The 26,682-nt window shown below is 60.3% G+C and carries 27 protein-coding genes and 1 tRNA gene; 21 read left to right on the top strand and 7 right to left on the bottom strand.

The window, feature by feature from the left end; all coding sequences use genetic code 11:
• The first annotated feature begins 57 nt into the window (after positions 1–57).
• The 14 genes from EPZ47_RS23530 (at position 58) to EPZ47_RS23465 (ending at position 10,450) form a co-directional block, all read left to right on the top strand.
• Positions 58–804: a YebC/PmpR family DNA-binding transcriptional regulator gene (locus EPZ47_RS23530; RefSeq protein ID WP_135846913.1), complete on the top strand. Its 747-nt coding sequence runs from the start codon at positions 58–60 to the stop codon at positions 802–804.
• 162 nt (positions 805–966) lie between these two features.
• The gene (gene ruvC / locus EPZ47_RS23525; RefSeq protein ID WP_046062629.1) at positions 967–1,491 is read left to right on the top strand and encodes a crossover junction endodeoxyribonuclease RuvC; all 525 of its coding nucleotides are present in this window, start codon (positions 967–969) and stop codon (positions 1,489–1,491) included.
• A gap of 114 nt (positions 1,492–1,605) precedes the next feature.
• A complete protein-coding gene (gene ruvA, locus EPZ47_RS23520; protein ID WP_003205039.1) occupies positions 1,606–2,214 on the top strand; it encodes a Holliday junction branch migration protein RuvA in 609 nt (202 codons plus the stop codon).
• Positions 2,215–3,276, top strand: a complete 1,062-nt coding sequence (ruvB, locus tag EPZ47_RS23515; RefSeq protein WP_003178599.1) for a Holliday junction branch migration DNA helicase RuvB — start codon at positions 2,215–2,217, stop codon at positions 3,274–3,276.
• Positions 3,277–3,403: 127 nt separating this feature from the next.
• A complete protein-coding gene (gene ybgC, locus EPZ47_RS23510) occupies positions 3,404–3,871 on the top strand; it encodes a tol-pal system-associated acyl-CoA thioesterase (RefSeq protein ID WP_025215227.1) in 468 nt (155 codons plus the stop codon).
• Positions 3,861–4,556 (top strand): protein TolQ, encoded by a 696-nt coding sequence (tolQ, locus tag EPZ47_RS23505; RefSeq protein WP_135846912.1) that lies wholly within the window; start codon positions 3,861–3,863, stop codon positions 4,554–4,556. The genes ybgC and tolQ overlap by 11 nt, the downstream gene beginning before the upstream one ends.
• A gap of 23 nt (positions 4,557–4,579) precedes the next feature.
• A complete protein-coding gene (tolR, locus tag EPZ47_RS23500) occupies positions 4,580–5,032 on the top strand; it encodes a protein TolR (RefSeq protein WP_162488970.1) in 453 nt (150 codons plus the stop codon).
• Positions 5,032–6,111, top strand: coding sequence for a cell envelope integrity protein TolA (gene tolA, locus EPZ47_RS23495; protein ID WP_122569385.1), 1,080 nt, complete (start codon positions 5,032–5,034; stop codon positions 6,109–6,111). Before tolR ends, tolA begins: the two co-directional genes overlap by 1 nt.
• Positions 6,108–7,409, top strand: coding sequence for a Tol-Pal system beta propeller repeat protein TolB (tolB, locus tag EPZ47_RS23490; protein ID WP_135846911.1), 1,302 nt, complete (start codon positions 6,108–6,110; stop codon positions 7,407–7,409). The genes tolA and tolB overlap by 4 nt, the downstream gene beginning before the upstream one ends.
• 52 nt (positions 7,410–7,461) lie before the next feature.
• Positions 7,462–7,959, top strand: coding sequence for a peptidoglycan-associated lipoprotein Pal (gene pal, locus EPZ47_RS23485; RefSeq protein WP_003205029.1), 498 nt, complete (start codon positions 7,462–7,464; stop codon positions 7,957–7,959).
• Between the two features lie 6 nt (positions 7,960–7,965).
• Entirely contained in the window at positions 7,966–8,802 is an 837-nt protein-coding gene (gene ybgF, locus EPZ47_RS23480; RefSeq protein ID WP_135846910.1) for a tol-pal system protein YbgF, read from the top strand.
• Positions 8,803–8,969: 167 nt separating this feature from the next.
• Positions 8,970–9,617: a 7-carboxy-7-deazaguanine synthase QueE gene (gene queE, locus EPZ47_RS23475; protein ID WP_135846909.1), complete on the top strand. Its 648-nt coding sequence runs from the start codon at positions 8,970–8,972 to the stop codon at positions 9,615–9,617.
• A 19-nt stretch (positions 9,618–9,636) separates the two neighbouring features.
• A complete protein-coding gene (gene queC, locus EPZ47_RS23470) occupies positions 9,637–10,311 on the top strand; it encodes a 7-cyano-7-deazaguanine synthase QueC (RefSeq protein WP_178084331.1) in 675 nt (224 codons plus the stop codon).
• A gap of 63 nt (positions 10,312–10,374) precedes the next feature.
• Positions 10,375–10,450: transfer RNA gene (locus tag EPZ47_RS23465), tRNA-Lys, on the top strand.
• Between the two features lie 126 nt (positions 10,451–10,576).
• Here EPZ47_RS23465 and EPZ47_RS23460 read toward each other — a convergent pair.
• Positions 10,577–11,512, bottom strand: coding sequence for a LysR family transcriptional regulator (locus EPZ47_RS23460; RefSeq protein WP_135848059.1), 936 nt, complete (start codon positions 11,510–11,512; stop codon positions 10,577–10,579).
• 171 nt (positions 11,513–11,683) lie between these two features.
• Here EPZ47_RS23460 and EPZ47_RS23455 point away from each other — a divergent pair, with 171 nt between their 5' ends.
• Genes EPZ47_RS23455 through EPZ47_RS23430 form a run of 6 tightly spaced genes read left to right on the top strand, consistent with a single transcriptional unit; the run spans position 11,684 to position 18,588 of the window.
• The gene (locus EPZ47_RS23455) at positions 11,684–12,301 is read left to right on the top strand and encodes a thermostable hemolysin (protein ID WP_135846907.1); all 618 of its coding nucleotides are present in this window, start codon (positions 11,684–11,686) and stop codon (positions 12,299–12,301) included.
• On the top strand, positions 12,298–13,863 hold the full coding sequence (locus EPZ47_RS23450; protein ID WP_135846906.1) for an AMP-binding protein: 1,566 nt from the start codon (positions 12,298–12,300) through the stop codon (positions 13,861–13,863). The genes EPZ47_RS23455 and EPZ47_RS23450 overlap by 4 nt, the downstream gene beginning before the upstream one ends.
• Entirely contained in the window at positions 13,838–14,719 is an 882-nt protein-coding gene (locus EPZ47_RS23445; RefSeq protein WP_135846905.1) for a TauD/TfdA family dioxygenase, read from the top strand. Before EPZ47_RS23450 ends, EPZ47_RS23445 begins: the two co-directional genes overlap by 26 nt.
• A gap of 8 nt (positions 14,720–14,727) precedes the next feature.
• Positions 14,728–15,852 carry an aminotransferase class III-fold pyridoxal phosphate-dependent enzyme gene (locus EPZ47_RS23440; RefSeq protein WP_135846904.1) on the top strand — a complete coding sequence of 375 codons (1,125 nt, stop codon included), beginning with the start codon at positions 14,728–14,730 and terminating at the stop codon, positions 15,850–15,852.
• Positions 15,830–17,170 carry an aspartate aminotransferase family protein gene (locus EPZ47_RS23435; RefSeq protein ID WP_135846903.1) on the top strand — a complete coding sequence of 447 codons (1,341 nt, stop codon included), beginning with the start codon at positions 15,830–15,832 and terminating at the stop codon, positions 17,168–17,170. The genes EPZ47_RS23440 and EPZ47_RS23435 overlap by 23 nt, the downstream gene beginning before the upstream one ends.
• A 2-nt stretch (positions 17,171–17,172) precedes the next feature.
• Positions 17,173–18,588, top strand: a complete 1,416-nt coding sequence (locus tag EPZ47_RS23430) for an amidase (RefSeq protein WP_135848058.1) — start codon at positions 17,173–17,175, stop codon at positions 18,586–18,588.
• Between the two features lie 6 nt (positions 18,589–18,594).
• On the opposite strand, the gene EPZ47_RS23425 is transcribed toward EPZ47_RS23430, so the two are convergent.
• The 6 genes from EPZ47_RS23425 to EPZ47_RS23400 all read right to left on the bottom strand — a co-directional run bounded on the left by EPZ47_RS23425 (position 18,595) and on the right by EPZ47_RS23400 (position 25,143).
• Positions 18,595–19,506 (bottom strand): DMT family transporter, encoded by a 912-nt coding sequence (locus tag EPZ47_RS23425; RefSeq protein WP_135848057.1) that lies wholly within the window; start codon positions 19,504–19,506, stop codon positions 18,595–18,597.
• A gap of 134 nt (positions 19,507–19,640) precedes the next feature.
• Positions 19,641–20,828 carry a cyanate transporter gene (locus EPZ47_RS23420; protein ID WP_135846902.1) on the bottom strand — a complete coding sequence of 396 codons (1,188 nt, stop codon included), beginning with the start codon at positions 20,826–20,828 and terminating at the stop codon, positions 19,641–19,643.
• Positions 20,829–21,089: 261 nt separating this feature from the next.
• Positions 21,090–22,001 carry a copper homeostasis membrane protein CopD gene (gene copD, locus EPZ47_RS23415; RefSeq protein WP_135846901.1) on the bottom strand — a complete coding sequence of 304 codons (912 nt, stop codon included), beginning with the start codon at positions 21,999–22,001 and terminating at the stop codon, positions 21,090–21,092.
• Positions 22,002–22,005: 4 nt separating this feature from the next.
• On the bottom strand, positions 22,006–22,392 hold the full coding sequence (gene copC / locus EPZ47_RS23410) for a copper homeostasis periplasmic binding protein CopC (protein WP_135846900.1): 387 nt from the start codon (positions 22,390–22,392) through the stop codon (positions 22,006–22,008).
• Positions 22,393–22,445: 53 nt separating this feature from the next.
• The gene (locus EPZ47_RS23405) at positions 22,446–23,348 is read right to left on the bottom strand and encodes a copper resistance protein B (protein ID WP_135848056.1); all 903 of its coding nucleotides are present in this window, start codon (positions 23,346–23,348) and stop codon (positions 22,446–22,448) included.
• A 19-nt stretch (positions 23,349–23,367) separates the two neighbouring features.
• Positions 23,368–25,143: a copper resistance system multicopper oxidase gene (locus EPZ47_RS23400; protein ID WP_135846899.1), complete on the bottom strand. Its 1,776-nt coding sequence runs from the start codon at positions 25,141–25,143 to the stop codon at positions 23,368–23,370.
• 327 nt (positions 25,144–25,470) lie between these two features.
• On the opposite strand from EPZ47_RS23400, the gene nadA reads away from it, so the two are divergent.
• The gene (nadA, locus tag EPZ47_RS23395; RefSeq protein WP_135846898.1) at positions 25,471–26,529 is read left to right on the top strand and encodes a quinolinate synthase NadA; all 1,059 of its coding nucleotides are present in this window, start codon (positions 25,471–25,473) and stop codon (positions 26,527–26,529) included.
• Positions 26,530–26,682: the final 153 nt, after the last annotated feature.

The following is a 26,682-nucleotide window of genomic DNA, read 5'->3' as shown; positions in this document are numbered from 1 at the left end:
CCGGCTGCTGCGTGAGCGCAGGGCGGGCAATGTTTCAAAGCAAAACCGGAGCGAGTTATGGCAGGTCATTCCAAGTGGGCGAACATCAAGCACCGCAAAGAACGTCAGGATGCCAAGAGGGGCAAGATCTTTACCAAGTGGATCCGTGAGCTGACGGTCGCGGCCCGCCAGGGTGGCGGCGATCCGGGTTCCAACCCGCGTTTGCGCCTGGCCCTGGACAAGGCACTGGGTGCGAACATGAGCCGCGACATCATCGACCGGGCCGTCGCCCGGGGCGCGGGTGCGACCGAGGCCGACAACGTTGAAGAGCTGACCTATGAAGGTTACGGCCCGGGCGGTGTGGCGGTGATGGTCGAGTGCATGACCGACAACCGCAACCGTACCGCGGCAGCCGTGCGTCACGCCTTCAGCAAGTGCGGTGGCAACCTGGGCACTGACGGTTCGGTGGCTTACCTGTTCGAGCGCAAGGGGCAGATCAGCTTCGCGCCGGGCCTCGATGAAGATGCCCTGACAGAGGCGGCCCTGGAAGCCGACGCCGATGACGTGGTCAGTCATGAGGACGGTTCGTTCGACGTATTCACTTCGTTCGTCAGCTTCTATGCCGTGCGCAACGCCCTGGAAGCAGCTGGGTTCAAGCCGGCCGACGCGGAAATCGTCATGCAACCGACCACCAGCGCCGAGCTCGACCTGGAAGGCGCCGAGAAGGTGCTCAAGCTGATCGACATGCTCGAAGACCTGGACGATGTGCAGAACGTCTACTCCAATGCCGATATTCCGGAGTCGGTGGCTGAACAGCTTGGCTGAGAAGGCCTGGTCAAACATTGACGATTGCTAATGACCAAAATGTGGGAGCGAGCTTGCTCGCGATAGCGGTACTTCAGTCAACGCTTTGCTTGCTGATCCGACGCCATCGCGAGCAAGCTCGCTCCCACAGGTCTGAATAACTCCCCTCAAACCGCAGGCGCTATGACTTTAATCCTTGGCATCGACCCCGGTTCGCGCATCACCGGCTACGGCGTGGTTCGCGACACCGGGCGCGGCTGCGTGTACGTCGCTTCCGGCTGTATTCGTACCGGTGCCGGTGAGTTGCACGAGCGTTTGCAGATTGTTTATCGCGGCGTGCGCGAAGTCATCCAGACCTACGGCCCGGTCACCATGGGCATCGAAAGGGTCTTCATGGCGCGCAACGCCGATTCTGCCCTGAAGCTGGGGCAGGCCCGGGGCGCGGCGATCGTGGCTGGCGCCGAGGAAAACCTGGAGATCGCCGAATACACGGCCACCCAGGTCAAGCAGGCCGTTGTCGGAACGGGCGCGGCGAACAAGGAACAGGTGCAAATGATGGTGATGCACTTATTGAAACTGGTCAGCAAGCCGCAAATCGACGCCTCCGACGCCCTGGCCATCGCCATTTGCCATGCCCATACCCGTTCCAGTCTGTTGCCTCACGGCCTGGGAGCCGCACGCAGTCGTGGCGGGCGCCTGCGTCTCTGATAGCATCAGCGCAATCTTTCGTGAGCCCGAGCATTTTGCGCCTGTGTTGTCGGCGTTCCTGCTCTGGCTGTGACTCGCCAGCCAGCAGCTGGCCTACGCCCAAGGATCTGAAACGTGATTGGACGCTTGCGCGGCACCCTGGCTGAAAAACAGCCGCCGCACCTGATTCTGGATGTAAATGGCTTGGGTTATGAGCTTGAAGTGCCCATGACCACGCTGTATCGCTTGCCGTCGGTCGGTGAGCCGCTGACCCTGCACACCCATTTGGTCGTGCGTGAGGATGCACAGTTACTCTATGGCTTCGTCGGCAAGCGCGAGCGGGATTTCTTCCGTGAGTTGATTCGCCTCAATGGCGTCGGCCCGAAACTGGCCCTGGCCTTGATGTCGAGCCTGGAAGTCGACGAGCTGGTGCGTTGCGTGCAGTCCCAGGACACCTCGGCCTTGACCAAAGTGCCAGGTGTGGGCAAGAAAACTGCCGAGCGCCTGTTGGTCGAGCTCAAGGACCGCTTCAAGGCCTGGGAAGCCGTACCGGCGATGTTCGCATTGGTGCCGAACCAGCCGGACGCGCCGGCACCTGCGGTCAGTGCCGAAAGCGATGCGGTTACCGCGCTGATTTCCCTGGGCTACAAGCCGCAGGAAGCCAGCAAGGCGATTTCCGCCATCAAGGAAAAAGGCCTGAGCACCGAAGATATGATTCGTCGTGCCCTGAAGGGAATGATTTAAGTGATTGAAGCTGACCGTCTGATCGCCGCCACGGGCGCGCCCCGTGACCGCGAGGAAATCCAGGACCGCGCGATTCGCCCCGTCAGCCTGGCCGACTACATCGGTCAACCGACTGTGCGCGAGCAGATGGAGCTGTTCATCCAGGCCGCCCGTGGGCGCAGCGAGTCGTTGGACCACACCTTGATCTTCGGCCCGCCGGGCCTGGGCAAGACCACCCTGGCCAACATCATTGCCCAGGAAATGGGCGTGTCGATCAAGAGCACGTCCGGGCCGGTCCTTGAGCGGCCGGGTGACTTGGCGGCGCTGCTGACCAATCTTGAGCCCCACGACGTGCTGTTCATCGACGAAATCCATCGCCTGTCGCCGATCGTCGAGGAAGTGTTGTACCCGGCCATGGAAGATTTCCAGCTCGACATCATGATCGGCGAAGGGCCGGCGGCGCGCTCCATCAAGCTCGACCTGCCGCCTTTCACCCTGGTGGGCGCCACCACCCGCGCTGGCATGCTGACCAATCCACTGCGCGACCGTTTCGGGATCGTCCAGCGCCTGGAGTTCTACAACAACGCCGACCTGGCGACGATTGTCAGCCGCTCGGCAGGCATCCTCGGGCTGCCGCTGGACCCGGACGGTGCTTATGAGATCGCCCGTCGGGCCCGGGGCACACCACGGATCGCCAACCGACTGCTGCGCCGGGTCCGGGATTTCGCCGAAGTCCGGGCCAAGGGCCACATCACCAAGCCGATTGCCGACCTGGCATTGAACCTGCTGGACATCGATGAGCGCGGCTTCGACCACCAGGACCGGCGCCTGCTGCTGACTATGATCGAGAAATTCGACGGGGGGCCGGTGGGTGTGGACAGCCTGGCCGCGGCCATCAGCGAAGAGCGCCACACCATCGAGGATGTGCTGGAACCGTATCTGATCCAGCAGGGCTACATCATGCGCACCCCCCGTGGACGCGTGGTGACCCGCCATGCCTATTTGCATTTCGGCTTAAACATCCCGACACGAATGGGTGAGATGCCGGTGGTAGACGAATTCCTCGATGCCGTGGACGATTGAACGAGCTTTGTGCAACGACTTTTTTCGGGTTCGTGCTGTCCCAGACGACACTCGGAGCGTCAATGCCTTCGAGAATGAAAAAACAGTTGCCTGGCCGATTGGCAACCTGAGGAGTAAGCACTAGAGTATGCGCGCGCAAAACGGGCTGGAGTCGTTCGCACATCGCTGTCGCGTTTATTACGAGGACACCGATGCCGGCGGCATCGTTTACTACGTCAATTACCTCAAGTTTATGGAACGGGCTCGAACCGAACGGCTGCGGGAACTGGGTTTTGCCCAATCCGCACTGGCAGGGGAGGACCTGTTATTCGTCGTGCATTCCAGCGAAGCGCGCTACCACGCGCCGGCGCGACTGGATGACGAGCTTCTGGTAAGTGCCGATGTCATCGAATTGAACCGTGTCAGCCTGCGTTTCAAGCAGCAGGTCAGGCGGGCTACGGATAATGTGCTGCTCTGTGAAGGGCAGTTTTTGGTGGCCTGTGTGCGCACCCATAGTTTGAAACCCCGGGCCATTCCCGAAGCTCTACGTGCGGCCTTTGCCGGCGTGAGCGGCGCGGGTACACACTCAGAGCAGGAGATAAAGCGTGGAAGCTAACGTCGTCGACCATACCTCCATGTGGAGCCTGGTCAGCAATGCCAGTGTCGTGGTGCAACTGGTAATGCTGATCCTGGTAGCCGCATCGGTGACCTCATGGATCATGATTTTTCAGCGCAGCAATATGCTGCGCGCCGGTCGCCGTGCCCTGGAGAGCTTCGAAGAGCGCTTCTGGTCCGGCATCGACCTGTCCAAACTCTACCGCCAGGCCGGTAGCAACCCGGACCCGGATTCGGGCGTGGAGCAGATCTTCCGTGCCGGCTTCAAGGAATTCTCCCGTCTGCGCCAGCAGCCAGGCGTTGACCCGGAAGCGGTGATGGAAGGCGTGGCCCGTGCCATGCGTGTGGCTATCTCCCGTGAGGAAGAAAAACTCGAACAGGGCCTGTCGTTCCTGGCCACCGTCGGTTCGGTCAGCCCGTATATCGGCCTGTTCGGTACCGTGTGGGGGATCATGAACTCCTTCCGTGGCCTGGCCTCCGCCCAACAAGCGACCCTGGCTACTGTAGCCCCGGGTATCGCCGAGGCACTGGTCGCCACCGCCATCGGCCTGTTCGCGGCCATTCCGGCCGTTATCGCCTACAACCGCTTCGCTGCCCGCAGCGAAACGCTGACCAGCCGCTACTACACCTTCGCCGATGAGTTCCAGGCGATCCTGCACCGCAAAGTGCACACCAGCGAAGAATAAGCAGGTATTTCCCCATGGCTTTAATCGCTCGAGCCCGAAACAAGCGCAAGCCGGTTGCCGAGATGAACGTGGTGCCCTACATCGACGTGATGTTGGTGCTGCTGGTCATCTTCATGGTGACCGCGCCGATGCTCAATCAGGGCGTGAAGGTCGATCTGCCCAAGGTTTCCAGCGAAGCCTTGCCGCAGGACAACAACACCCAGGTACTGACCATTTCGATCAAGGCTGACAAGACCTACTACTGGAACCTTGGCAGCGAAGTCGACACCGAGAAGCAGCAGGACCGCGCCATGACGTTGCCGCAGATGACCGACGCGGTGACCAAGATCATCAATGCCGGCAACGGTAACGGCAAGCGCACCCAGGTCTTCATTCGCGGCGACAAGACCGTCGACTACGGTGCCGTGATGGGCGCCATGGGCGGTTTGCAGAAAGCCGGGGTCGGTAACGTTGGCTTGATCACTGAGGCGCCCTGATGCAGCAACAGCGAGAGCCGTCCGCCTCGGAAAGCTACTTCTGGCCCAGTGTCCTGGCAATCGGCCTGCATGTGCTGGTGTTCGGCATGCTGTTCGTCAGTTTTGCCATGACCCCGGAGCTGCCGCCGGCCAAGCCGATCGTGCAGGCGACGTTGTACCAGCTCAAGTCGAAAAGCCAGGCCACCACGCAGACCAACCAGAAGCTGGCCGGTGAGGCGAAGAAATCCGCTGCGCGTCAGACTGAAGTCGAGCAGATGGAACAGAAGAAGGTCGAGCAGGAAGCGATAAAGGCAGCGGAACAAAAGAAAGAGGAAGCGGCTCAAAAGGCCGAGGAAGCCAAGAAGGCCGACGAGGCGAAGAAAGCGGACGAGGCAAAAAAGGCTGATGAAGCCAAGAAAGCCGACGAAGCGAAGAAAACCGCCGAGGCAAAAAAGGCCGAAGAGAAACAATTGGCTGATATAGCCAAGAAGAAAGCCGAAGAAGAAGCCAAGAAAGCCGCTGAAGAAGAGGCCAAGAAAGCGGCCGCTGAAGAAGCGAAGAAAAAGATCGTCGAGGACGCGAAGAAAAAAGCGGCCGAAGACGCCAAGAAGAAAGCTGAAGCTGACGAGGCGAAAAAGAAAGTCGCCGAAGACGCGAAGAAGAAAGCCGCCGCCGACGCCGCCAAGAAAAAGGCCCAGGACGCAGCGCGTAAATCCGCCGAAGACAAAAAGGCCCAGGCCCTGGCAGATTTGCTTTCCGACACGCCGGAGCGCCAGCAGGCATTGGCCGATGAGCAGGGCGATGAAGTCGCCGGCAGTTACGATGATTTGATTCGCGCCCGAGCGGCGGAAGGCTGGGCTCGCCCACCTTCGGCGCGTAAAGGCATGACGGTAGTATTGCAAATCGGCATGTTGCCCGACGGTACGGTAACCTCGGTCAGCGTTGCCAAGTCCAGCGGTGACGGTCCGTTCGACGCTTCGGCGGTTGCAGCGGTCAAGAACATTGGGCGATTGACGGAAATGCAAGGAATGAAACCGAGCGACTTTGCTCCCTATCGTTCATTCAAGATGACATTCACACCTGAGGATCTAGCCTTGTGAGAAACCTTCTTCGATCAATGCTGGTCGTTATCTGCTGCCTGGCAGGGATAGCGGTAGCAGAGGAAAAGAACATTCTGGTCACCAGCGGCAGCGATCGGGCCACCCCGATCGCTGTCGTACCGTTCGGCTGGCAGGGCGGTAGCGTCCTGCCGGACGACATGGCGGAAATCATCGGCAACGACCTGCGCAACTCGGGTTACTACGCGCCGATTCCGAAGCAGAACATGATCAGCCTGCCGACCCAGGCCAGCGAAGTCATCTACCGTGACTGGAAGGCCCTGGGCGCCCAGTACATCATGGTCGGCAGCATCGTTCCGGCTGGCGGTCGCCTGCAGGTGCAGTACGCCCTGTTCAACGTCGCCACCGAGCAGCAAGTGCTGACCGGCAGCGTGTCGGGCAGTGTCGATCAGTTGCGCGACATGGCGCACTACATCGCCGACCAGTCGTTCGAGAAACTCACCGGCATCAAGGGCGCGTTTTCTACCCGCATGCTCTACGTGACGGCCGAGCGCTTCTCCGAAAACAACACCCGCTACACCCTGCAGCGTTCCGACTATGACGGCGCCCGTGCAGTGACCCTGCTGCAATCGCGCGAGCCGATCCTGTCGCCGCGTTTCGCCCCTGATGGCAAGCGCATCGCCTATGTGTCGTTCGAGCAGAAGCGTCCACGTATTTTCATGCAGCACATCGATACCGGTCGCCGCGAGCAGATCACCAACTTCGAAGGCCTCAACGGCGCACCAGCCTGGTCGCCGGACGGTACCCGCCTGGCGTTCGTGCTGTCCAAGGACGGTAACCCGGACATCTACGTGATGAACCTGGCTTCGCGTTCGATCTCCCGCGTCACCAACGGCCCGGGCATCAACACTGAACCGTTCTGGGGCAAGGATGGCTCGACCATCTACTTCACCTCCGACCGTGGCGGCAAGCCACAGATCTACAAGACCAGTGCGGGTGGTGGCGGTGCCGAGCGTGTGACGTTCGTGGGTAACTACAACGCCAACCCTAAACTGTCGGCGGACGAAAAGACCCTGGTGATGATCCATCGCCAGGATGGTTTCACTAATTTCAAGGTGGCGGCCCAGGATTTGCAGCGCGGTAGCGTAAAAATCCTCACTGATAGCACTCTGGACGAGTCACCTACTGTTGCGCCCAACGGCACCATGGTAATCTACGCCACCCGCCAGCAGGGCCGGGGAGTCTTGATGCTCGTGTCCATTAATGGACGCGTGAGGCTCCCGCTTCCTACCGCACAAGGCGAAGTCAGAGAACCGTCCTGGTCCCCTTACCTGAACTGACGCGGCGCTATACGTTTTACTTAACACACTGGGGTTCATTAGGAGTTTCACGATGGAAATGCTGAAGTTTGGTAAATTTGCTGCGCTGGCTCTGGCCATGGCTGTAGCTGTAGGTTGCTCGTCCAAAGGCGGCGACAACGCCGGTGAAGGCGCTGTTGATCCAAACGCTGGTTACGGCGCTAACACTGGTGCAGTTGACGGCTCCCTGAGCGAAGAAGCTGCTCTGCGCGCAATCACCACCTTCTACTTCGAATACGACAGCTCGGACCTGAAGCCAGAAGCCATGCGCGCTCTGGACGTTCACGCCAAAGACCTGAAGTCGAACGGCGCTCGCGTTGTTCTGGAAGGCAACACCGACGAACGTGGTACTCGTGAGTACAACATGGCACTGGGCGAGCGTCGTGCGAAAGCCGTTCAACGCTACCTGGTACTGCAAGGTGTTTCCCCAGCTCAGCTGGAACTGGTTTCCTACGGCGAAGAGCGTCCAGTTGCTACCGGCAACGACGAGCAGTCCTGGGCTCAAAACCGTCGCGTCGAACTGCGTAAGTAATTCGTCATGCGAACGTGCCGTCGTGCTGTAACTGTTCTGGCTCTCAGCCTCGCGCCGCTTGCGGCGTGGGCTGCGGTTCCTGTGGTCGATAACGATACCGGCTATAACAATAGCGGGAGCAGCTATCCGCCTGCAGGTTACGGTACGAACGGCGCCTATGCCGGGGGAGGGGTTTCGGCCCCTGTCTCGGCACAGGGCGAGCTGTTCAACCAGCTCCAACAAATGCAGGATCAGCTGTCGCGCCAGCAAGGCGTGATTGAAGTTCTGCAAAATGATATTTCGCGCATGAAGCAGGAAAACCTGGAGCGATACCAGGATCTTGATCGGCGCATAGGAACCGGCGTTGCACCTGCACCTGCCGCGACTCCTGAGAATTCTCCTGCCGGTGGCGACTTGAACGCCCCCGGTGCAGCCGCAGGCGCTGGGGCAACTGCTCCAGCACCGGCCGCCGGTGGCGAGCCGGCTGATCCGGCGAAGGAAAAGCTCTATTACGATGCTGCCTTCGACCTGATCAAGGCCAAGGATTTCGACAAGGCCAGCCAGGCCTTTGCCGCTTTCCTGCGCAAATACCCAAACAGCCAGTATTCGGGCAACGCCCAATACTGGTTGGGTGAAGTGAACCTGGCCAAGGGCGACCTGCAAGGCGCCGGCCAGGCATTCGCCAAGGTTTCGCAGCTGTACCCCAAGCACGCCAAGGTGCCGGATTCACTGTACAAGCTGGCTGACGTAGAGCGCCGCCTCGGTCACACTGACAAGGTAAAAGGCATTCTGCAGCAGGTGGTGGCCCAATACCCGGGTACCTCCGCCGCCCAGTTGGCCCAGCGTGATCTGCAGCGCATGTAGACCGGTTTGACCCTGTATTGAAGAAACCCGCGCCTGTCGCGGGTTTTTTCGTTAGAATTCACGCCCTTTTTATGAAACACGCTTTTTGGGATCTGCGCGTTGGCGGGGTTCCTTCAAGTGCCTGACGGAGGCGGACAGCCTGTTTAGCTGTTACGCCCGTGGCGACTATGCAAGACACATTGAGAATCACCGAAGTTTTTTACTCGTTGCAGGGTGAAACGCGAACGGCCGGGCTGCCCACAGTTTTTGTGCGCCTCACCGGCTGCCCGTTACGTTGCCAGTACTGCGACAGTGCCTACGCGTTCAACGGCGGCACCTTGCGAACCCTCGACGATATCCTTGAGCAAGTGGCCGGCTATCGTCCGCGCTATGTGTGTGTCACAGGGGGCGAGCCATTGGCGCAACCCAATGCCATCCCATTACTCAAGCAGCTGTGCGATGCCGGTTATGAGGTTTCGCTGGAAACCAGCGGTGCCTTGGACATTTCGGCCGTCGACCCGCGCGTCAGTCGCGTCGTGGACCTGAAAACCCCGGGTTCCAAGGAAGCGCATCGCAACCGTTATGAGAATATCGAGCTGCTGACGTCCAACGATCAGGTCAAGTTTGTCATCTGTTCGCGGGAAGACTATGACTGGGCGGTGTCCAAACTGATTCAGTACGGTCTCGACCAGCGTGCCGGCGAAGTATTGTTTTCGCCGAGTCATCACGATTTGAACGCCCGGGACCTGGCGGACTGGGTGGTGGCGGACAATCTGCCGGTGCGCCTGCAATTGCAGTTGCACAAATATCTTTGGAACGACGAACCGGGGCGCTGATATGACTGAGCAAGCGAACATTGCAGAAAAACGTGCGGTTATCCTGCTGTCTGGTGGCCTGGACTCGGCGACGGTGGTGGCCATGGCCCGCGCTGAAGGCTACCGCTGCTACACCATGAGTTTCGATTACGGTCAGCGTCACCGTGCCGAGCTGCACGCCGCCGAGCGGGTTGCCCGGGATTTGGGTGTGGTGGAACACAAGGTGATTGGCCTGAACCTCAACGGCATTGGTGGTTCGGCCCTGACCGACAGTTCCATTGCTGTACCCGAAGCACCGAGCGAAGGCATTCCGGTGACGTATGTGCCGGCGCGCAATACGGTGTTCCTGTCCTTGGCGCTGGGGTGGGCCGAAGTGCTGGGCGCCCGTGACATTTTCATTGGCGTCAATGCCGTGGATTACTCCGGCTACCCGGACTGCCGCCCGGAGTTCGTCGAAGCCTTCGAGCGCATGGCCAATCTGGCGACCAAGGCCGGTGTAGAGGGACAGGGCTTCCGTATCCAGGCGCCGCTGCAGAATCTCAGCAAGGCCGATATCGTCAAGGCTGGGGTGAAGCTTGGCGTGGACTACGGACTGACCGTTTCCTGCTATCAGGCCGACGATCAGGGCCGTGCTTGCGGCAAATGCGACAGCTGCCGCCTGCGTGCAGAAGGCTTCGCAGCGGCGGGCGTGAGCGATCCAACCCGTTATTTTTGATTTATTTCAAATTAAGTGTTGAATAGTCCTTAAAAATCAGTATTATACGCGCCACCACACAGCGGGTCGTTAGCTCAGTTGGTAGAGCAGTTGGCTTTTAACCAATTGGTCGTAGGTTCGAATCCCACACGACCCACCATTTTTAGCAGTTTTAAAAGTCTGGAAGGCCCACGAAAGTGAGGATTTCCGGATTTTTTTTTGCCTGATGAAAAGTCGCAGGCCGCCATCCTGAGCCACTCGACGGTTCGAGTGGCTCCCGGGTCGATTAAAGCAGGCCGTCCTCAGCGCATACTTTTACGATCTGTTCGCGAAACCAGATGTTGGCGTTGTCCAGGCTCGGTTTTTCGCTCCACATCATCTCCAGCGTGAAGTTCGGTAAACCCGTCGGTGCTCGGCGATGGCTGAATTTGTGTTCATCGCAGGTCAACGCCTGGATGCGCCGAGGCAGGGTGAGGATGAAGTCGGTCCCGCTGATCATATTGAGTGCCGCCACATAACTGTTGGCCCGAGCGACAATCTGGCGGGTGTAGCCCTGGCGGGCGAGCCATCCATCTATCATGTTGGTGTCGGATGTCCAGGGCGTCGGAAAAACATGCTGGCACGCGGCAAATGTCTCCAGGCTGAAGTCCTCTTGCGTCAGCGTGAAGTTTTTATCAACTACGCAGATCAACTCATCTTCCAGTAATACTTGCGAGCGCAAACCTTTGCCACCGCGATGGAGGTTTGGGCCAAAACAAATGACCAAGTCGAAGCGGCCATCCATCAGTTCCTCGGCGGGAATATCTCTGTGAAATTTCGTTATGTTAATGATGACCGGAAGACGGCTGCCGATAAAGCATTTGACTAATTTTGGCAAGATAAGAAGTTCAAAGTACTCGGGCGCGCAAACATTGAATACTCTCTCTTTTTGGGTCGGGTCGAATGCCTCAATGCCGGAGTGGCAGATATTTATTGTTTTGAGAATCTTCAGTATATGGCTGTACATGGCGGTGGCTTTGCTGGTGGGGCGCATGCCACTGCGGGTATTAACGAAAAGTTCATCTTCGAAGCTTGTGCGCAGCTTCTTCAGGCAGTAGCTCACGGTTGACTGGCTGACACACAGGGCCTCGGACACCTCGGTGACGCTGCTCTGCTCGTACACTGCGACAAACACCATCAAGTCCTGCATGTCCAGCTTTCTAAGCAAATTACTATTGAGCATAAGATCCTTCTTGGCGCAATCCATGGACTAGCGTCCTATGTTTTTATGACAAAGACGTTTATTTACATATTAGCGGAAGCAATTTATTTTTTAAATGGTCTGTAGGACTTTTCCCCAATATGCTCGCCTCGCTTTTTACAGGAATCCTGCACAAGGACGGAGGAGGACGAAATGCAAATACGTGTCGCTGAAACTAAGACGCCGTTATGGGTGCAAGCCACAGAAGTAGTGAAGGAGAAATTTCGCAGTTCTTATTCCGCTTCGGTTGAACCGAATCCGCAATACTTTGCGGTCACTCAGGATCCGGCAGATCGTATTCTTGCTTGCGCCGGTATTACGTTTGCGGACCACCGCACGTTGTTTTCCGAGCAATACCTGACACAACCGATAAACGAGATATTGTCCCAGCGTTTCGAGAAAACCATTGATCGCTCGAACATTGTCGAGATCGGTAACCTGATCTCCCATCACCTGACGGCCGGAATGATTCTGGTCAACATGATTCCGTTGTTGGCCTGGTGCATGGGGGGGCACTACCTGTTGTGCACGGTGACCCCTCGAGTCCGGCAAATGATGGAGAGTTGCCAGATCGATTTCGAGCCACTGCTGACCGCAGACCCTACGCGCCTGGCCGACGGCGACGGCAAGAAATGGGGCAGCTATTACGCCAAGTTGCCAGTCACCGGTTTTATCCGGGTAGATCCACAGCGTTCACGTTTCGCCGCCATGACCCTCAATACTTCATTCACGCAATTGCCCAGCGATTCTCTGGTGAGGGCGCGGCCATGAGCGGCGGCTTTATCAGTCAGTTGCAACGCGCGTTGCGGGACAACCGCCAGGCCATCTGTGCGGTTGACTGGTCGCAATCGGGTAATGAGCCCGTGGAATTGACCTATGGCGAGCTGGAACATCGCTCGCTCAATCTGGCGGCAACACTGCAGCGGCGTTTCGCAAGCCAGGCTCATGGCGATCAGGTCGTGCTGGGGATTGCGACACGTAACAGCAGTGACTGGCTGGTGGCCGACCTGGCGTGCCTGTTCGCCGGGATCACTGCGTTGCCCTTGCCGTTGGCGTTCAGCCAGTCCCAGGCTGAGCACTTGGCTGGAGGGTGCGACGGGTTTCTGGTGGATGCCGCCGGGCAGCGAACCCTGGCGCAACGCTGGAAGCTGAATTTTCCCGACAGCCGCCTGCAACGCCTCAATGAACCGCTGATCGAGCAGCCACTGTTATATACGCCGGACGGCGACGATGACTGGATCTGCAAAATCATTCACACCTCGGGCACCACAAGCCGGCCAAAGGGTGTGCGCCTGAGTACCCAGGCGGTTGGCACAGTGCTGGCGTCGCTGCGCCAAGGCATGCCAGCCAATGCTCATCGTCGTTACCTGTCGCTGGTCCCGTTGAGTTTGTTGCTTGAACAGGTGACCGCCGCGTATCTGCCGCTGCTGGCTGGCGGGACCGTGCATTTTCTACCGCCGAACGAACCGTTGCTCGGTGAGCCTGGCGCTTCACCGCAGCGCCTGGTCGACTGGCTCCTGCAAGTCCAGCCAACGGCCCTGACCGTTCCGCCGGTCATGGTCAATCGCTTCCTGGAACAACTGAACGAGGGGGGCGAGCAGGGCGAGGGCCTCGCGCGTTACTTGAAATCCGGCGTGCATATCACCTGCGGCGGTGCGGCGGTGAGTATTGATGTCCTGCGCGGTCTGGCTGAGCTAGGTATTGGGGTGTACCAGGGCTACGGGCTTTCGGAGAACGCCTCGGTCGTCAGCATGAATACCGTCGAGCAGCAACGTCTTGGCAGCGTCGGCAAGCCGTTGCCCCATGTCCAAGTGCGTATCGGTGCCGACCAGACCATCGAGGTCAAGAGCAGCTCGCTGTTCAGCGGCTACTCGGGCACCGACCCTAGCGCCTGCTCCATGTCCGGCGACGGCTGGATGGATACCGGTGACTTGGGGACCCTGGATGCCGATGGCTACCTCTATGTGCATGGGCGCAAGAAGAACGTGATTTGCCTGCCCAATGGCCGCAACGTCAGCCCCGAGCAGGTTGAGCTTGAGTATCGAAAATACCCAGGCGTAAACGACGCTGCGGTGTTTTTTGATGAGCTTCACGGTCTGGTGGCGTTGCTGTGCGTCGAGTCGCCACCGGCGCGTAATGAGCTGGTTGCCTGGTCGGCGGGGCGTTTCTCTGACATCGAACGCCCGAACCGACTCTGGTTGTTGACCAAGGACGATCCGTTGCTCGAGCAGCTTTATACCGTCACCGGCCGGCCGAAACGTGCCGATATCGCCAGTGTTTTTTCCACTCTGCAAAGGAATGCATCCAATGAGCACACCTGCCTTTCACTTTAAGAACCCGGACGTATCCATCGTCGAGCCGCACCATTTCGCCAGCCTGGGTAAGGGCGAGCTGTATGAGCTGCTGGGGCATTACGGTGTCGTGTTGTTGCGCAACTGTATCCACAACGCCGAGGATTTCAGCGCGTACGTGAAGCAAAACAGCTCGCGATTGAGCCTGGATCCGGCACGGGTCATGGTCGGTGGCGCGGCGCAGTTGGTGGATGCCGGGCGCCAGGCGGTCGGCCTGCATTGCGAAAATGGCAACTCACCGTTCTGGCCGGACATGACCTGGTTCTATTGCCAGGAAGCGCCGCGCAAGGGCTCGCAAACCACCTTGTGCGACGGTGAGAAGGTACTGGCGAAACTGTCCCCAGGCTGTCGCAGTTTCTTTGAAGAAAACCCTATTCGCTACAGCCGAACCGTGGCGGGAGAAAAATGGCGCCGCCTGGTTTGTCACTACTCAGCGACGTTGTCGGACCCGGCGGCCGTGGGTATCGACGACCTGTTGCAGGTCATCGGTGATGATCCGCAAACCCAGATTTCCTTCAACCCCGCCGACGACTCGATCCACTACGCCTTCAGCACGTCGGCGATCCTGACATCCGCCTTCAGCCAGCGCCCGGCTTTTGCCAACAGCATCCTGGGGCCGTCCTTCAACTACGAAGCTCCGGTGATCGATACGGTGTCCGGGCAGCCGATTCCCGCCGAGTTCCTGGCCGAGATCGCCGAGGTGTCCGAGCAGTACACCTGTCCGGTGGGCTGGCGGGATCACGACGTGGTGATGATCGACAACCGTCGGGTCATGCACGGTCGGGAAACCATCGTCGATGAGCGTCGGCGCATTTTCAACGCCTTGAGCTACCGCTGAGACTCCTCATGAAGAACAACAAATACATTATCAGCGGACAGTACGAGACCTACCTCGACGGCGATGGCCGGCAGATTATCGATCTGAGCGGCGGGTTCGGCTTCCAGGTGCCGTCCGTGATCGAGGCGGTCAGCCGCCAGGCGGACATCATGGGCCTGTCCAATCGGGTACTGATGTCCGAACCGTTGCTTGCCTTGTGCCGACGTCTGGCCGAGCTGCTGCCCGCGCCGCTGGTCAGCTCATATGTGTGCAGCTCCGGCGATGAGGCTTTTGAGGGCGCCTTGAAGTTGTGCAAGGGACTCAAGCCCAAGGGCAACACCATTGTGTTCATCCAGGGGGGGGATTACGGCTCGCTGACTTACGGGCGTTGCCTCAATGCCACGCAGGGCGATCTTGGCGTGCAGGGTTTCCTGGGGTTCAAGCGAGCGGCGATTCGTCATCTCGCTGACCTGGACACGGTGGATTGGAGCGACTGCTTTGCGGTGTGCCACAGCAGCACCCGCACGGATGCAAACGGCCGGCTGCAACTGCTCGAGCCGGCCTTGATCGAGCAGTTGCATGCTCGCGCGGCACAGGCGTCGGCGCCGGTCATCGCGGTCGACACCCAGAGCTGCCTCGGCAGCCTGGGTTCGCTGTTCGGTTTCCAGCGTTATCGCCCGGTTCCGGACATTGTCGTGCTCGGCGGGCCCCTGGGCGGCAGCGCGATTCCCATCGGCACCTATACCTGCAGCGAGCACATGGCCTGGCAGGTCTATGGGCGCAGCAGCCCGGCCAAACACGGTAGCACCACCGCCGGTAATCCAATGGCCTGCGTGGCGGCCCTGGCCGCGCTGGATTACGTGCAAACCCACGATTCGCCCTGGCAATGCCAGGAAAACGGCCAGTACCTGGCACAAACCCTGGCTTCATTCGGGGCCGTGGCCGTGGGGGCCTGGGTCAGTTTACCGCTGACCGATGACCTGCAACCGGCCATGCTCTGCGAAGCGCTTTACCAGCAAGGCGTCTATGTCAGCGCGCCCCGTGGCCGCGAATTGATCTTGCGCTGCCCGATCAGCGCTCGCCCTGAACACATTCAACGTGCTGCGCACATCATCAAGGAAACGTTAAGCCATGTCCTTACTCAGGCCGCATGAACAACTGTTGGATGACTGCCAGCGCCACTGGAGTGCGTCGGCGGCCAAGCTGTATCGCCTGGGCAAGACCAGCGTCGAGCAACAGGCCGATGGCATTCATGTCACCGACCACACCGGCAAGCGCTTTATCGACTGTGCGTGCAGTTATGGCGTGTTTATCGTCGGCCATCGCAATCCGACGGTGCGTGAGCGGGTGCAGGTGCAATTGAATCAGATGGCCTGGGTGCCGGAAGGCCGGCGCCACCCGCTTCAGGACACCCTGTCCGAGCGGCTGTGCCAGTTGGTGCCGGGGGAATGGGGCGATGTGCAATTCATGGTCTCGGGCGCCGAAGCCGTCGAGCAGAGCCTGCGGTATGTGTTGAAAGTCCAGTCCCATCGGCGTGGAATCGTGGTGATGAGCGGTTCTTACCATGGCAAGACCTTGGCGGCGATGAGCATTCTTGGCCAGCAACAGAACCATGCCAGCTATGGTATCGATCCCCCTGACGTGACCTGCGTGCCCTACGGCGATTTCGCCGCCCTGCAAAAAGCCGTGGGCGAGGGCGTGTGTGCGGTGTACGTCGAACCGATTCTGGGTGGTGCTCATTTACAGGTGCCCCCGGTGGGCTACATGGCCAATCTTCGGGCCTTGTGCGATGCCACCGGTACGCTGTTGGTGGCCGATGAAATCCAGACCGGTTTCGGGCGCTGCGGCAAATGGTTCGCTGTGCAATATGACGAAGTAGTGCCCGACATCATGATCCTCTCCAAGGGCTTGACCGGCGGCTACACCTCGTTTGCCTGCGCCATGTACAGCCAGCGCCTGGTCACCCAGTATCCGCTCAGCGAAATCGAGCCTGACACACGAACCAACGGCGGGCACCCGGTGGCCTGTGCTTCGGCGCTCGCGGCCATTGACTACATCGAGCAACACAACCTGGTGGAGCAGTCGCGGGTCAACGGTGGTTTATTGCGTCATGGCCTGCAACGGCTGGCCTTGCGCTATCCGCACATCGTCGAGGACGTACCAGGCGTCGGTTTGATGACCGGCCTACGTCTGCGCGGCTCGGTCTATGAAGCCTTGATGAGCATGGAACTGGGCAAGCGTGGCGTGCATGCCGGGCATTCGATGAATGAAAAGGCCACACGCCCGGTACTGCGCTTCTATCCGCCGCTGAACATCAGCGCCGAAGCGTTGCACCATGTCCTGGTGATGATCGAAGAAGCCCTGGAAGCCATCGACCGGCGCCCGGCGCTGGCGGTGAAGGCGTTTTCCCTGGTGGTGCGCAATATGTACCAGTTGCCCAACAAGTGGCTGCGCGGCAGGAAGGCATCATGAACATGTTCAATCCTGACACGCTGACCCTGCGGGAAATGGCGGGTCTGCTGCGCCGCGGCGTGCTGACCAGCGTGACGTTGTTGGAGTTCTACCTGCAACGCATCGCCGAGCGTAACCGGCACATCAACGCATTAATTCAACTGGCGCCGGTAGAGGTGTTGCGGCGCCAGGCCCGTGAGGCGGATGAGCTGGCACGCGTTGGGCAGATCAGCGGTCCATTGCACGGCATTCCCATCACCATCAAGGACGTCCTCCACGTTCGCGGATTCAAGATGTCCCGCGGCGTGGGGGAGCTGATGGGCGATGCCAGTCAGGAGGATGCGACGACGGTTGCCCGGCTTCGACAGGCCGGCGCGATCATTCTGGGCATCAGCAATGTGTCGGAATTGTGCATGGCCTTCGAGACCGAGAACCTGATCTACGGTCGTACCCTCAACCCCCACGACCTGCGGCGCTCCGCTGGAGGCAGCAGCGGCGGTGAAGCGGCAGCGATTGCCGCCGGCTGCTCGCCGGCCGGGCTGGCTTCCGATGCCTGTGGCAGTGTGCGGATTCCCGCGCACTTCAATGGTATCTGCGGCCTGAAACTGACCCAGGGTCGGGTGCCGTTGACCGGTCAGTTTCCCAATGACCGGTCCGGGCTGTTCCATATGACCTCGGCCTTTGGCGTGATGGGGCGTTATGTCGATGACCTGGCGCTGCTTGGTCAGTTGATCAGCGGCGCCGACGGCTATGACCCGGATACCGTCGATGTGCCGTTCGCCGCCAGCGAGCCGCTGGCCGAACTGCGCGTCGCGCTGTTTTCGCAGTCGAGCCGAACCCCCGTCAGCGCGGCGGTGAGCCAGGTGCTGCAGCAGGTCGAACGGTGCCTGGGGGCGGTGGTGGCGCAGGTGGATACGGTTGCGCCGCCGTTGCTCGGCGAGGCCTGCGATGTGCTATGGCGGGTGTTCATCACCGGCGCTGATGCCGGACGCGGCTGGCGGCAATTGTTCGATTCCATGAACAAACGCCAGTTCACTGCGCCTATCGCTCAGTTGCTGGACATGAGCGAAGCCGTGAAATTGAGCGTGGATGACGTCAAGCGCGACTGGATCATGATCGATACCTTCCGCTATCAGTTGGCGAAGTTCTTCAAGCAGCACGATTTGTTCATCTGTCCGGTATTCCCGGACGTTGCATTCCGTCATGGAGAGTCCCTGCAAGATCGCGATCGGTATGCCTTCGTGTTCCCGTTCAGTCTCAGCGGCTCCCCCGCGGTGGTGATCCGTGCCGGGTTCGACCCCGCCACCGGGATGCCCATCGGCATCCAGATTGTCGGGCCGCACTGGCAAGAGCAGCGTCTGTTGGCGGTGGCCGGTTTCCTTGAACGGGAGCTGGAACGTTGGAGCGCGGTTACGCCTTGCGAGGCATCGACCTACTGACGAATCTCAAGCCGTGGCAACCTTGGCAATGCGGCTGCCGGCCACCAGGGTCAGCATGCCAACGCCCACCAGGGTGGCGCCGATGATTTCGATCATCATGGGTTGCTCCCTGAGCCAGAACCAATGGATCAACGTCACGAACAGGGTGTTGAGGTACACATAGGAAATCACTGTCGACGGCGCAATCACCCCAATTGCCCGGTGCAGCAACCAGAAAGTGGCGAGTGTGCCGAACAATGCCAGGTACACCAGCCAGCCGATATCCAGCGTCGACAATTGCACGCCGCTGCGCCACCCGCCGCTGAACAGGCAGAACACCAGCAGAAACAGCGCGCCGAACAACATGTTCCAGAACGTCATCGTCACGGGTTCCCGGCCCTTCAATACCGAGGCTTTGAAGCGCTGGCTGAGGGGGGAGTACAACGCCATCGCCAGGCAACCGACGCCGAAGACCAGCGACGGATAGAGCGCAGGCAATTGCCCTGGGGCCGAGCCTTTGAGGGTCAGCAGCAGCGCGCCGATTGCCGCGACCAGCATGGGCAGCACGCGGGTCTTGAGGCTTGGATTGGGCAGCAGGAATGCCTCGAAAAACAAGGTTATCAAGGGCACCAGCGTGTACAACGTCGCGGTGTTGACCGCTGAGGTATAGCGCAGTGCTTCGAACAGCGAACCAAAGTAAGTCGCCAGCAGCAGGCCGAGTACCGCGTGGGCTAGCAGGCCCCTGGTGGAGATGGGTGAGGTGTGTTTCAGGAGCAGTAGCGGCAGGAACATCATTGCCGAAAACAGCAGCCGCAGGCCGGTGAGCAAGATCGGATCGATCGTCTGGCTGACCTGTGCCGCGGCGAAGAACGACGAGGCGATCAGCATCGCCCAGATGAGCATGCCCCAGTGAGCGGCTGCAAAACCGACGTGTTTCATCAAGGTCTTATTCCTGCGTTACAGACCGCAGCGTCGTGAGGGACGAGTCGGTCTGCCGTCGTGGTTGAGTGTTGAAAAGTGGAGCGGCACGTAATGCCGCCCTTTGACTTTGTGCGCGGGGCTGTCTTCGGCGATTAGCTGATATGCCGCGCGTAGTGCTTGGGATTGAAGCGAAGGACCATCAGGACCATCAGAGCCATGACCGCGGTGAGCGACCACCAGGCCCATTCGAAGCTGCCCAACTGATCGCGAATCATCCCGGCAATCAACGGCGAGAGCCCTGCGATCAGGTAGCCGATGCCTTGCACGAACGCCGTCAGGCCACCGGCCCGGCGTGGGTTGTCCAGGTGGTCGAGAGACACGATCAGGCTCATCGGGAACAGGCCGCCGATGCCCAGCCCCAGCAGGCAGGGCCACAACAGGCTAAAGCGTTCCGGGCTGAGGATCAGGCCGCAGAAACCGCCCATGATCAGGAGCAGCAGAACGGCGAGGACCAGGCGTTTATCCTGGCTGCGGTTGGCAATCGCCGGGGTGACGAGGCCAGACAACACTTCCATGGCCGTGAGGAACCCCAGCAGCAGGCCGGCGTGTTGTTCGCTCCAACCCTTTTCCACGTAGTACGGCGCCAGCCAGGCGAGCACGCAGGTGTAGGAAGCAGTGCCGAGGCCGAAGAAAATCGCCAGCAACCAGGCCCGGGAGTTGCTGAAGAACGATTCTTTCTGCCGGGCAGGTGCTTCGGGTAACGGGGTGACGGCTGAGCGCTGGGCGTACCAGCAACCCAGGGCGATCAGCGCCAGCAGCGCCCAGATCGCCAGGCCGATGCGCCAGCTGCCGGTTTGTGTCAGGACAAACGGCGAAAACGACGCGGCAATCGCCGCCCCGCCCATGATCGAGGTGACATACAGGCCCATGAACAAGGAGACGTTGTCGGCGTAGCGCGACTTGATCAGCGCCGGCATCACGGCCTGGATCAGGGCGATACCGAGCCCGGCCAACACCGCACTGATGATCAGCTCGGCGGCGCTGTCCAGGTACAAACGCGATGCCGTGGCGATGCCGATGATCAACAGCGACAGCACAATGGTGCGGTGTTCACCGATGCGCAGGGCGATGCGCATGCCCAGGAACATCGCCAGGCCCATCGCCATGACCGGCAGCATGGTCAGCAGCGAGGCCGTGCTGAAACTCAAGGGCACCTCGCCGCGAATGGCCGACAACAACGGCCCGACCGCGGCCATGGAGGGCCGCAGATTCAGCGCCACCAACACGATGCTGACCATCAGCCAGACGGCGTGGGTGCTTGAGGTTCGAACGTTTTCCATAACAGAGCCTTGGCTTAACAAAGCCCTATTTAGGCTACGGCACCCTGCTATGGGCAAACTGAAAACTGGCGCGGCGTATTGAATAATTAAATGCCGCGCCCGAGTCGTGAAGATCCGGTGCTCTTGTGGCGAGGGGATTTGTCCCCGCTGTGGGAGCAAAGCTTGCTCGCGATGGCCGCGCCGCGCTCTAACAGCTGAACCGCGTTATCGTTCATCGCGGGCAGCCTTGCTCCCACAGGATTTGCTGTAGTTCACAACCTCCTATTCCATCACCGGGCTCAACGTCCCCAGCCACGCCACCAACCCCAGAATGACCACTGCCACACAGAGCTCCAGCACCATGCTGCGTCGCAGGGCATTCACCGCGACGCTGTGCTCCCCGGTCTGCCGGGCCTGCTCCAGCAGTGGGCTGAGGTGAAAACGATTCAGCGCGGCGAACACCAGCATAACCGCGAACAACACCAGTTTGAGCGCCAGCAACTGACCATAGGTACTGTCCAGCAGCCCTTCGATATTCGGGCCGACGATGAATAGATAGTTCACCACCCCCGTCACCCCGACCACCAACACCATCACCGCCCCGGCTGTTTCAAACCCGGTCAGCGTGCGCGCCAGAACCGGCAGTCGAGGTTCGGCCTGGTGCAGCAGCAGGGCAAATGCGGCCAAGGCGCCAACCCAGCCACCGGCGGCCCATAAATGCAAAAAGTCGGTGATGAAGTGCCAATTGCGGCGCTCACCTTCGTCCATGGCGCCATGCCCGGCCCAAGCCAGCGTTGCCAACGCTACGGCGCCGCCCAGCAGGACCAGGGCCAAGCTGGCGCTCGGCCAACGTTTATTGAGCATCACGGCGAAACCAGCCAGCACGAGCGCCGCGATCCGCAGGTTCCAGCTCCAACCCACGTCGGTCTCGAATACCATCATTTCAATGTGCTGCCACAGCTCGGCCCAGTCCGCAATACCGCTCATGGCCCGAGCCATGCACACCATGGCGAGCACGGACAACAGCACGCCGAGCACGGTCGTGGTCAGCAGCAACGGCGCGAAACTCAACAGCGCACCCGACATCCGCTCTTTGCCACGCAGGCTATAGAGACCAAAAGCGGCCAGGCCGAACAGCAACATCAAATCCAGGTACAGGGCAAAGCGCAGGGCGATGTTGATGGACTCGCTCATCGAATCACTTCACCTTGAACGTGACGTTGCCGGTGATCGGATGAGTGTCGGATGACACCGCGCGCCACTGCACCTGGTAGGTGCCTGCGCTGAGCGGGGTGTTCGGGATGATGACCATGGTCTTGGGGTCATCGCTGCCGGACACCTTGGCTGGCATGGGCATCGGCGAATGGGCCGCCATGCCGGGCATTTCAGTCATCATCAGCTTGGCGCCGGAAAACTTGGTCATCAGGTTTTCCGAAAAATGCAGTTCGATTTTTGCCGGTGCAGCCCCGTCCGCACCTTCGGCGGGGGTAGAGGACAGCAGTTTCGGATGGGCCTGGGCCAAGCCACTGAGCAACAGGCCGGCGGACAGCGTGACAGCAACAACAGCGGTTTTGAGTAATGACATGCAAGGACTCCTACAGCTCGGTTTTTTAGTTTTTAGTGGAACAGATCAGCGGGTCAGAACCACATGCGCAGGCCCAGCACCAGGCGCGCTTCGCTGCGGTCTTCGCCTTCTTCCCGGGCGTAGTCGGCGGTGTTGCCGTAGACCCGATTCCAGGTGACGCCAATGTATGGTGCGAATTCACGACGGACTTCATAACGCAGGCGCACGCCGAGTTCGGTGTCCGACAGCCCCGAACCGACGCCGCGGGCAGGATCGTTCTTGCCATAAAAATTGACCTCGGCGGTGGGCTGCAGGATCAATCTATTGGTCAGTAGTATGTCGTAGTCGCCTTCCAGGCGCGCCGCGCTCTGGCCACCCTCACCGATGAATGCGGTGGCCTCGGCTTCGAAGTTGTAGAGCGCCATGCCCTGCACGCCGAAGGCGGCCCAGGTTTGCGGATCGCCAGGCTTGAAGTCCTGGCGTACGCCGGCGACCACGTCCCACCAAGGGCTGATGGCGTGTCCCCACAGCGCCTGAAGTTCCGCCTCTTCGGTCTTGCCATTGAGGCGTTCACCTTCGGAGCGCAACCACAAGCGGTCGATATCGCCGCCGATCCAACCGGAGGCGTCCCAGCTCAGGGCGCTGCCGTCATCGGCGTCTTGCCATTCCAGCTGGTCAATCAGGAAAAACGAATTGATGGCGCTGTCATGCACCGCATGTCCGCCATGATCCTCGTAGACGGCGGCGCGGTCGGCGGCGGTCAGTTCGGGGATCGGCGTGCGGCTGGTGGTCGGCGCCGATTGCATCGGTTCCATGCCCTGCATCGAATCCATGCCTTGCATCTGGCTGTGGTCCATCCCCGGCATCTGGCTGTGATCCATGCCTTGCATATCGTTGCCCGCCGCCCAGGCCGAGGCGGTGGTGCCGAGGGTCAGGCTGGCAATGACAGCCACGGGCAGGGTGCGGTGTTTAGTCATAATGCTCATGCTGGGCTCCTCATTCCTGCACCCGAACTTCACGGAACATCCCCATCTCCATGTGAAACAGCAGATGGCAGTGATACGCCCAGCGCCCCAGGGCATCGGCGGTGACCCGGTAGCTGCGCTTGGAACCCGGTGGCACATCGATGGTGTGTTTGCGCACCATGAACTGGCCGTTTTCGTCCTCCAGGTCGCTCCACATGCCGTGAAGATGAATGGGGTGGGTCATCATGGTGTCGTTGATCAGCACGATGCGCAGGCGTTCGCCGTACTTGAGCAGCAGCGGCGCGGCGTCGGAGAATTTCACGCCGTTGAACGACCAGGCGAATTTCTCCATGTGCCCGGTCAGGTGCAATTCGAGGGTTCGCCCCGGATCACGGCCGTCCGGGTCGGGAAAGGTGCTGCGCAGGTCGGCGTAGGTCAGCACCTTGCGTCCGTTGTTGCGCAGGCCCATGCCCGGGTCGTCGAGCTTGGGCTTGACGCTCATGGCCTGCATGTCCACCAGCGGGTTGTCTTTCTCGGTGTCCGGATGGGACTGCATGTCGCCCATGCCTTGCATGGAACCGTGGTCCATGCCGGCCATGTCGTCCATGCCCTGCATCTGGCTGTGATCCATGCCCTGCATCTGGCTGTCGTCCATCCCCGACATGCCCTGCATCGCCCCATGGTCCATGCCGCCCATGCCCATGTCGTCCATGGTCACTAGCGGTCGTGGGTCCAGCGCTGGCACCGGCGCCGAAAGGCCAGCCCGGGTGGCGAGGGTGCCGCGGGCGTATCCGGTGCGGTCCATCGACTGGGCGAACAAGGTGTAGGCCTCTGCGCTGGGTTCGATGATGACGTCGTAGGTCTCGGCCACGGCGATCCGCAACTCATCGACGCTCACTGGCTTGACGTACTGTCCGTCGGACGCCACCACGGTCATTTTCAGGCCGGGAATGCGCACATCGAAATAGGTCATGGACGAACCGTTGATCAAGCGCAGGCGCAGCCGCTCGCCAGGTTTGAACAGGCCGGTCCAGTTTCCATCCGGCGCCTGGCCGTTCATCTGATAGGTGTAGGTGGCACCGCTGACGTCGGCCAGGTCCGTGGGGTTCATCTTCATTTCGGCCCACATCTTGCGATCCGCTACGGTGGCGGCCCAGCCGTTCTTGCTCACATCGTCGATGAAGTCGCCGACGGTGCGCTTGTGGTAGTTGTAGTAGTCCGACTGTTTCTTGAGCTTGCGGATGATGGCGCCGGGGTCTTCGTCGGTCCAGTCGCTGAGCATCACCACATAGTCCCGCTCGTACTGGAAAGGCTCGGGTTCCCTGGCGTCGATCACCAGCGGGCCATAGACCCCCGATTGCTCCTGGAAGCCGGAGTGGCTGTGGTACCAGTAAGTGCCGTTCTGACGGACCTTGAACTGATAGACATACATGCCGTCGGGCTCGATGCCTTTGAAGCTCAGCCCGGGAACGCCGTCCATGTTGGCCGGCAGCAAAATACCGTGCCAATGGATGGAGGTGGCGTCCTTCAAGCGATTGCGCACCCGCAGGGTCACGGTGTCGCCTTCGCGCCAGCGCAGCAGCGGGCCGGGAATGCCACCGTTGATGGTTTGGGCTGTGCGCGGACGGCCGGTGAAATTGACCGGGCTTTCGCCGATGAACAGCTCGAATTCGGTGCCGGTCATTTCGTTGAGTTGGCCGGGGCTGGTCACCGCCCAGACGGGCGAGCGCCATAACCCCAGGCCACCGAGGATGCCGCCGGCAGTCAGGCCTTTGACGAAGGTTCGCCGGGAAGTTTTTGTTTGCATCGATGGAAATCCGTCAGTCGATTCGCAGCGAGCACAGGAACAGTTCCCTGTGCAGGTTTGAAAAGAAGATGACATAAGCCGGCGCGGCGGGTGATTACATTTCAGTCAGCTTGGCGGGGGGGAGGGAGCCCACAGTGGACCCCGTCCGGTTCTGTGGGCGGGCACAGGTCAGAATGATCTTTTGCATCGACGGGATATTCTGTAGCCTTGCCGGCTTCACGCTGTCCCGTGCCTGATTGATACCCACTTTCCCGGCGGTACCCGAGTGGTCCGGAGCCGGGTGTATACTCGACTTTCGCGCAAAACGCGCTTGCAGGTCTTGCGAACATGACGCAAATTTCCGAACGCCTTCTGGTCCAGGCCCACCTCGACGCCAAGCAGCCCAAACCGCTGAGCGCCGAGCAAGAGGCCTGGTACCGCGCCGCCATCGCCGCCGAGCTCAAGGCTCAGGACGCGGTGCTGGTCGCGCACTTCTATTGCGACCCAATCATCCAGGCCCTGGCCGAAGAGACCGGCGGTTGCGTGTCCGACTCCCTGGAAATGGCCCGCTTCGGCAACGCCCATCCGGCCAAGACCGTGGTGGTGGCGGGGGTCAAGTTCATGGGTGAGACCGCGAAGATCCTCAACCCGGAAAAACGTGTGTTGATGCCGACCCTGGAAGCCACCTGCTCCCTGGACCTGGGTTGCCCGGTGGATGAGTTCTCTGCTTTCTGCGACCAGCATCCGGAGCGCACCGTGGTGGTGTACGCCAATACCTCGGCGGCGGTCAAAGCCCGGGCCGATTGGGTGGTGACGTCCAGCTGTGCGTTGGAAATCGTCGAGAGCCTGATGGACAACGGCGAGACCATCATCTGGGGCCCGGACAAGCATTTGGGCACCTACATCCAGCGCAAGACCGGCGCCGATATGCTGCTCTGGGACGGCGCCTGTATCGTCCACGAAGAGTTCAAGTCCAAGCAGTTGGAGGACATGAAGGCGCTGTATCCGGACGCCGCGATCCTCGTGCACCCGGAGTCGCCAACGGCGGTGATTGAGCTGGCCGACGCGGTGGGCTCCACCAGTCAGTTGATCGCCGCGGCCCAGAGCCTGCCGAACAAGACCCTGATCGTCGCCACCGACCGCGGGATTTTCTACAAGATGCAGCAGCTGTGCCCGGACAAGGTCTTCATCGAAGCCCCTACCGCCGGTAACGGCGCGGCGTGCCGCAGTTGCGCGCACTGCCCGTGGATGGCGATGAACACCCTGGAACGCACCCTCAAGAGCTTGCAGGAGGGCACCAACGAGATCTTCGTCGACCCGGCGCTGATCCCCCAGGCCATTCGCCCGCTCAAGCGCATGCTGGATTTTACCCAGGCCGCGCGGATGAAGCTGGCGGGGAATGCCTGATTGTTGGGAGGCTTGAGACTTTCGAAGGTCTTGAGGCTTATAGAGGGGCTTGAAGCTTGGGAAGGCCTTGAGGTCTATGAGGCTTTTTGTGGCGAGGGAGCTTGCTCCCGCTGGGCTGCGAAGCAGCCCCTCTTGTCAGCACCCGATATCTTC

The organism is Pseudomonas viciae (assembly GCF_004786035.1).
Classification (GTDB): Bacteria; Pseudomonadota; Gammaproteobacteria; order Pseudomonadales; family Pseudomonadaceae; genus Aquipseudomonas; species Aquipseudomonas viciae.
This window is presented reverse-complemented; position numbering and strand designations above follow the sequence as displayed.